Here is a 2069-nt window from a genome sequence, read left to right as displayed (position 1 = left end):
GATAAAAACTCATTTAAATCACTTTGCTATTAAGTACAAATTGATTCTTAGAGCGAACCAGATTGCTTGGCAGGAGCTTAAAAATATGGCAGCTTAAAATTGACCGTGCGTAACATGAGCCTTTAATTTAAATGGCCCCTACCTTGCCTTGAAATTACAGTTGAGTTAAAGCTAAAAACCGAATAGGTAGGCTGGGCTGCTAAGCCCAGCATCGTAGATCACAAATCAACGTTATGGCCTAAATTTGGTAGGTCAATTACCAAACTATTGCAGCTCTTATTATAATATAGCCAAGCGTTCTTAGAATTTATCTTGTTACTCTTTTATAGCAAGAGAGAATAAAATAAGGTCTGCTAGAGCATTTGTCCCAGCGCATCAGTTGTACTAACGAGTCCAAGTGCTATCGCAACGTACACTCATAGCAAAAAATAGCCGAACCTATGCCAGCAAAGATACCTATAAATATACATCTTGACTTAGACAATTATTAAGGCAAAACAATAAAAAATAAGATATATAATTATTGCAGACGAGGGCTGGATTTATTTTCGGAAACATCATTAGTTCTAGAACTAACTTCAGTGTCCATTGACTCCATAAATGAATTTTTTAATAGGACAGAGTTTCGCGCGCGCTCATTAAGCCATGCTTGGTTTTGTAGCTCATTAGCACGTTTAAAAAATTCTTCTGCACCGGAAACCACAGTATTATGATGCTCAATACATTCATTGCGCTTAATATGCAAATACTCCAATTCAAAACACTTACTGTTTTCAAAAACTGGGTAATTATCTAAATGAAAAAGAAGATCTGTACGTAGTTCACTGAACTCCAGCACTTGAGGATAGCTCACTCCGGAATCATTATCGTCAAAATACTTACACAAAGAATTAAATTAAGCTATTTTTTAACAATAAATATTCTTTCTTCATTCATACTCAAAACTAATGCATTAAGCTCCTTAATTTCTTCATTTAGAAGCGCTTGTTCTTTAAACTCTCTTGCTGGAGGCCACGGCTGAAAAAACGATGAAACATAATTGCAAACACCTGTATAGCATCCTGTGACAGTGGATGCTAATGTTGATAAAGTGACATTTTCCATAAGTTATCCTTATTATACAAATTTAGCGTCAATTTTATACAAATTAGAAAAATTCGTCAATTAGAACTTAAAAAGTCTTCGATGGTTAAATAAAGTGCATTCTATAAGAAACTACATAGCGGGAGAGAAGGCTTATAAAGCGCATAGACACTGCAGCGGATAAGCCCGCCTCATTCGCTTTACGAAAAACAAGGTGTTTAATTCCATTTTCACACACCGGGTATGCACAGACTTATCCACAGAAATTGTGGATATCTTGACTTAAAGTTTAATTAAAAAAAATCACAATAAATCAATAAACACAAGGGGTTTTACCTTTTTACATTTATTTTTTATTATTTTGGGGTGTGGCGCTATTGACAATTATCCACAGCGGCTAACTTGGAAGAAAACAATGAAACTGGAAGATAATAACCAAATAAAAAAGAAAAAAATAGTCTTGACTCTCACTTTTTAGGCTTTAATACACAGCAAAGCCCCATAACCACAATGATTTCAAAACGCCGGATTTATAAACACAGCCTTTTTATCAAAAGGCACAATGAATGCACAGATAAGCAGCCTCTTTAGGCACGTTGCCTTGAGTTGATCGAAGAAGCATACCTCGCGAATTCTCAATGCTCTGCAATTCTATTTCTTGTTCAATCAAAATGCACTCGGCAAATATGATTAAATATTGACCACTCTTATCGCTTTAATCTATAATGCTGCTTTTTATAGGGGATAGCCCATGGCCAGAGAAAAGTCAGAAGCGGAATTAAGAGACTCCGTACACCGATATGGTAAACAAGTGTTCAGTGAAAAAGAGCAAATAAGAATTTTATATTTGATTCTTGAGGACGCAATGCGTATTTCACTCCAATCTGATCACCGATTTCACTTCAAAATGATCACTCATTTCACTCCAATCTGATCAGTGATTTCACTCTAAACTGATCACCTATTTCACTCAATCTGATCAGTGA

The 2069-nt window shown here is 35.4% G+C and carries 2 protein-coding genes; both read right to left on the bottom strand.

The features are described from left to right. Nucleotides 1-520 precede the first annotated feature (520 nt). Nucleotides 521-853, bottom strand: a complete 333-nt coding sequence (locus ELY15_RS15355; RefSeq protein ID WP_127101574.1) for a hypothetical protein — start codon at nucleotides 851-853, stop codon at nucleotides 521-523. 47 nt (nucleotides 854-900) lie between these two features. Next, entirely contained in the window at nucleotides 901-1104 is a 204-nt protein-coding gene (locus ELY15_RS15350; protein ID WP_127101572.1) for a hypothetical protein, read from the bottom strand. Nucleotides 1105-2069 lie beyond the last annotated feature (965 nt).

This window comes from Legionella sp. km772 (assembly GCF_003989735.1).
Lineage (GTDB): Bacteria > Pseudomonadota > Gammaproteobacteria > Legionellales > Legionellaceae > Legionella.
The sequence above is the reverse complement of the archived record's forward strand: the minus strand, read 5'-3'. Positions and strand labels throughout refer to the sequence as shown.